Here is a 4,462-nt window from a genome sequence, read left to right as displayed (position 1 = left end):
CGGGGCGGTCTGGTTGGCAGGCGTCAGCGTCACGGCGGTGTCGTAGCTGCCAGCGTCGGCGTGGTCGAGCTTGCCGGCGAGGTGCACTGCGGCATCGGACGCACCGTGCCAGCGTGCATCGCCGCTCAGTTGCAGCACCAGCGATGTGCCTTGTGCCAGACGCAGGCCGATATGGTCCAGTTGCAAGGCATCGCCCGCGATGCGTGGTGTAGCGCTCAGGCGCAACTGCACGATGTCGCCGTTGGCGATGCGCGCCGATGCGCTCAAGGGAAATGGTTGTCCGGAAGCGAGCTTGCCGGCTTCGAGCGTGACGTCGTTGAACAGCAGTTCTTCGCCGCGCAGGATGCTGCCGCGCGTGACGAGCACGCCGGTATCGATGCGCGGAATGCGCAGCGGCGTACTTGGGCGCGGGGGCAGGTTGTCGAACCAATCCTGCAGCGCATCCAGGTCCAAGCGAGGCGAGTCGATCTCCATCTGCGTGATGATGGTGTCGCCGCCGAAGAGTGTGCGCCAGGGCAGGGCGAGCCGGCCGTTGGCAGCGACCAGGATCGGCGCGGTGGCGCCAGGCGCGTTCAAGGTCAGGCCTTGCAGTTCCAGTGCAGGGCGCGGAAACAGCGAGGGGCTGGCCGGTTTGGCCAGGCTCAGTTCCAGGCCGCCGGCGCGCGCCTGATTTTGCAGCATCGCGGTGAAGCGCTCCGGCTGCAGCAGCAGGTGTACCGTGACCAGGCCGATCAGGGCGATAGCAAGCGCGATGCCGGCGGCGACAATCAACGCTAGGCGCAGCGTGCGCGACATCATCGCGGGCGCGCGCTCTTAAGCATGTCCCAGCACCGCTGGCAGCAGGCCGTCGACGAAGGCTTCGGCATCGAATACGCGCAGGTCGGTGGCGGTTTCGCCCAGGCCGACATAGCGGATCGGCAGGCCGAACTCGCGCGCCAGCGCGAACACCACGCCGCCCTTGGCGGTGCCGTCCAGCTTGGTCACCACCAGGCCGGTGACGCCGACGATCTGGCTGAACTGGCGCACCTGGCTGACCGCGTTCTGGCCAGTGGTGCCGTCGATCACCATCAGCACTTCGTGCGGCGCTTCGCTGTCGAGTTTCTTGAGCACGCGGGCGATCTTGCCCAGCTCGTCCATCAGGCCGCCCTGGGTGTGCAGGCGGCCGGCGGTGTCGGCGATAAGTACATCGGTGTTGCGCGAGCGCGCGGCTTGCAGCGCGTCGAAGATCACGCTGGCCGAATCGGCATCCTGACCTTGCGCGATCACCGGCACATCGTTGCGCGTGCCCCAGGTTTTGAGCTGTTCCACTGCCGCAGCACGGAAAGTGTCGCCGGCAGCGAGCATCACGCTGCGCTTTTCGTCGCGATAGCGGCGTGCCAGCTTGCCGATGGTGGTGGTCTTGCCCACGCCGTTGATGCCGACGGTGAGGATCAGGTATGGCTTGCGGCCGCTGACGTCCAGTGGCTGCTGCACGGGCAGGAGTTGCCCGATCAGATCCTTGCGCAGCGCTGCCAGCAAGGCCGAGGCGTCGGCGAACTCGCGCTTGTGCATGCGCTTGCGCAGGCTCTCGACCAATTGTGTGCTGGCTTCGACGCCGACATCGCCGGTGATCAGCGTGGTTTCCAACTGATCGAGCAGGTCGTCGTCCAGCTTGGGATTACGGCTGAAGAGCGAGCTCAAGCCCTTGGCGAAGCCGCTGCCGGCCAGCCGTTCGCGCCAGGAAAGCTTGGCCGGTGCCGCCGCCTCCGCCGGTGCTGCGGTTGCGGTGGCTTGTTCGGGGAGATACTCGACCGCTTCGTCGGCCGACGGCGCCGACTCGGGCGGTGCGGCCTCGGCCAGGATTTCGCCCATGGCCGGCGACTGGTCCTGCGCGGCAGCATCGGCCGCGGTGGCGGGCACGTCGCGCGGTGCTTCCGGGGTCGTCTCGGTGGGCTTTTTCTTCCAGAACTTGAGCATCGGGGCGGTGATATGAAGACAATAGAAGGAATGCTACCACCCTCATTCATACCCACCGCTGAGTGCGGCCCTTTGGACACATGCCGAATATGAGCGCCAAACCGGGCCGAATCCGTGTGATTGGCGGCCAATGGCGCAATTCGCGCCTGGATGTGCCGGACCTGCCGGGCCTGCGTCCCACCCCGGAGCGGGTGCGCGAAACCCTGTTCAATTGGTTGATGCCGAGGCTTGCTGGCGCGCGGTGTCTGGATCTGTGTGCCGGGACGGGGGCGCTGGGGATCGAGGCGTTGTCGCGCGGGGCGGCCAGTGCGCAGTTCGTCGAGCCGAATCCGCGTGCGGCGCAGGCTTTGAGGGATAACCTGACTCGGCTGAAGCTACCTGGCGGCGAGGTGGCTGGCATCGAGGCGCAGGCGTTCCTGCGCGGCAACCCGCGCCTATTTGACCTGGTATTTCTTGATCCGCCCTTCGCATTGGACCTGTGGAGGTCGCTGGCCGAACGTCTGGAGCAAGACGGCTGGTTGTCTCCGCACGCCTGGATTTATGTGGAGTATCCGGTGGATCGGCGGCCTGAATTGCCTGCCACCTGGTTGCCGCATCGTGAGGGTAGGGCGGGTGAGGTTGGTTATTTATTGCTCAAGCGTGAGACATGACAATTCACGGAGATGCCAGGAAATCGATTTTTCTGTGGGAGCGACTTTAGTCGCGACGATCGTGCCTCACCGTAAACCCTTGTGGTGACTGAAGGGGGCGTCGAAAAACGAGGCGTGTCTTTTGCGTGCGAGGCTGCCCCCTCACCCCAACCCTCTCCCCCGGCAAAGCCAGGGGAGAGGGAGCAGGCTGCGCAAGTGCGAAACACTGAGGTTCACTCAGTCAGGCTCCCTCTCCCCTGGCTTTGCCGGGGGAGAGGGTTGGGGTGAGGGGGCAGCCTTGCATGCAAAGTCGTTTCCGCAGGAGAGGTTCGCTAATCGCATTCATTGCCCCTCGCATGGGGCGAAAGGCAGGCATGCCTGACCCCTAACTCCCAGCGCTATAACCAAGTAAGCTAGCGCCCACTCTTCACAGCACCCCCGATGTTTCCGTGGACAAACCAGCGGTCAATACGCGCCTAGCCGTCTATCCGGGCACTTTCGATCCGATCACCAATGGGCATGCCGATCTGGTGGCGCGCGCCGCACCGCTGTTCGATCGCGTAGTGGTGGCGGTGGCGGACAGCCAGAGCAAAGGCCCGGGGTTCAGCCTCAACGAACGTATTGCATTGGCGCGGCTGGCCTTGGCGGATCTGCGCAATGTGGAAGTGCGCGGCTTCAACAGCCTGTTGGCTGACTTTGTTTCCGAAATCGGCGCGGGCGTGATCATTCGCGGCCTGCGTGCGGTATCGGATTTCGAATACGAGTTTCAGTTGGCCAGCATGAACCGTCATCTGATTCCTCAGGCCGAGACGTTGTTTCTGACGCCGGCCGAGCAGTACAGCTTTATTTCGTCTTCGCTGGTGCGCGAGATCGGCCGCCTCGGCGGCGATATTTCCGGTTTCGTGCATCCCGCGGTCCAGCAGGCCATGCGCCAGCGCTGGCAACATGGCCAGTCGCGGCAGGCTTAAGTTTTCCAACCAACGTACAAAAGACATTACCAAGGTGATCATCATGCGTAAGTTCGCTCTCGTTGCCCTCCTCGCGCTCACCGGCGCCGTGGTCCTGGCCGGTTGCAGCAAGTCGGAAGACGACCAACAGGCTTCGCAGCAGGCACAAGTGCAGAAGGTCGCCAAGCCGACCGATCCGAACGACAGCAAGGCGTGGAACGCCTACCTCGGCCAGATCGTTACGCAGAACATGCAGGGCATGACGGCGGATCGTCCGTATCCGTACCTGGTCAATGCCGGCGACAGCGACGACGCCAAGGCTTCGCGCGATCGTCAGCTGCAGAACGTCAACGACATCATCGCCCGCGGCGTGCTGCCGGGTAACATGCTGGTGTTCGCCGGTCCGGATTCGGGCAAGACGGCCGATCTGGTGATCGAAGCGTTCAAGAGCGCCAAGCCGGGTTCGTTCAAGGATGTGATCATCCTGTTCATCGGCGACCAGGCCGACCAGCAGCGCGTGACCGAAGCACTGCAGCCGACCGGTGCGCAGGTGCGCTTCGTAGCGATGTAAGTCGCCGCGAGTTACTGCTCTCCGGTGGGAGCGGCTGCAGTGGCGACGGTCGCAAGGACTCGTTGACGCTGGGGTCGCTCCCATTGTTGTTTTTGCGGTTACATGACGGGCCGCCCCCTCACCCAGCCCTCTCCCCCGGCAAGCCAGGGGAGAGGGAGCAATCTACGCAAGTGCGAAACCTGAGACCTGCTTCAGTCAGGCTCCCTCTCCCCTGGCTTGCCGGGGGAGAGGGCTGGGGCTGAGGTATCCCCACGTTTTTCACGTAGAGATGCCGGTGTACACCCAAGTCAGAGGACCGCTGGAGATGGCTCGGATGAATTGCCGTAGTTGGTTTTTGGGAGGCCACCAGAGGTGGCGTT

General features: G+C 64.0%; 5 protein-coding genes. 3 read left to right on the top strand and 2 right to left on the bottom strand.

What is annotated here, in order from left to right:
- Together VIM98_RS17885 and ftsY are read right to left on the bottom strand one after the other, a co-directional pair.
- Window positions 1–798, bottom strand: a 798-nt coding sequence (locus tag VIM98_RS17885) for an AsmA family protein (protein WP_331994458.1), incomplete at its 3' end; no start/stop codon positions are given.
- A gap of 15 nt (window positions 799–813) precedes the next feature.
- On the bottom strand, window positions 814–1,956 hold the full coding sequence (gene ftsY / locus VIM98_RS17880) for a signal recognition particle-docking protein FtsY (protein WP_331994457.1): 1,143 nt from the start codon (window positions 1,954–1,956) through the stop codon (window positions 814–816).
- Window positions 1,957–2,045: 89 nt separating this feature from the next.
- Here ftsY and rsmD point away from each other — a divergent pair, with 89 nt between their 5' ends.
- The 3 genes from rsmD to VIM98_RS17865 all read left to right on the top strand — a co-directional run bounded on the left by rsmD (window position 2,046) and on the right by VIM98_RS17865 (window position 4,103).
- Window positions 2,046–2,606 (top strand): 16S rRNA (guanine(966)-N(2))-methyltransferase RsmD, encoded by a 561-nt coding sequence (gene rsmD / locus VIM98_RS17875; protein WP_414650239.1) that lies wholly within the window; start codon window positions 2,046–2,048, stop codon window positions 2,604–2,606.
- A 428-nt stretch (window positions 2,607–3,034) separates the two neighbouring features.
- Window positions 3,035–3,553, top strand: a complete 519-nt coding sequence (coaD, locus tag VIM98_RS17870; protein WP_331994455.1) for a pantetheine-phosphate adenylyltransferase — start codon at window positions 3,035–3,037, stop codon at window positions 3,551–3,553.
- A 43-nt stretch (window positions 3,554–3,596) separates the two neighbouring features.
- On the top strand, window positions 3,597–4,103 hold the full coding sequence (locus VIM98_RS17865; RefSeq protein ID WP_331994454.1) for a hypothetical protein: 507 nt from the start codon (window positions 3,597–3,599) through the stop codon (window positions 4,101–4,103).
- Window positions 4,104–4,462: the final 359 nt, after the last annotated feature.

The organism is Dyella sp., assembly GCF_036568765.1.
Classification (GTDB): Bacteria; Pseudomonadota; Gammaproteobacteria; order Xanthomonadales; family Rhodanobacteraceae; genus GSA-30.
This window is presented reverse-complemented; position numbering and strand designations above follow the sequence as displayed.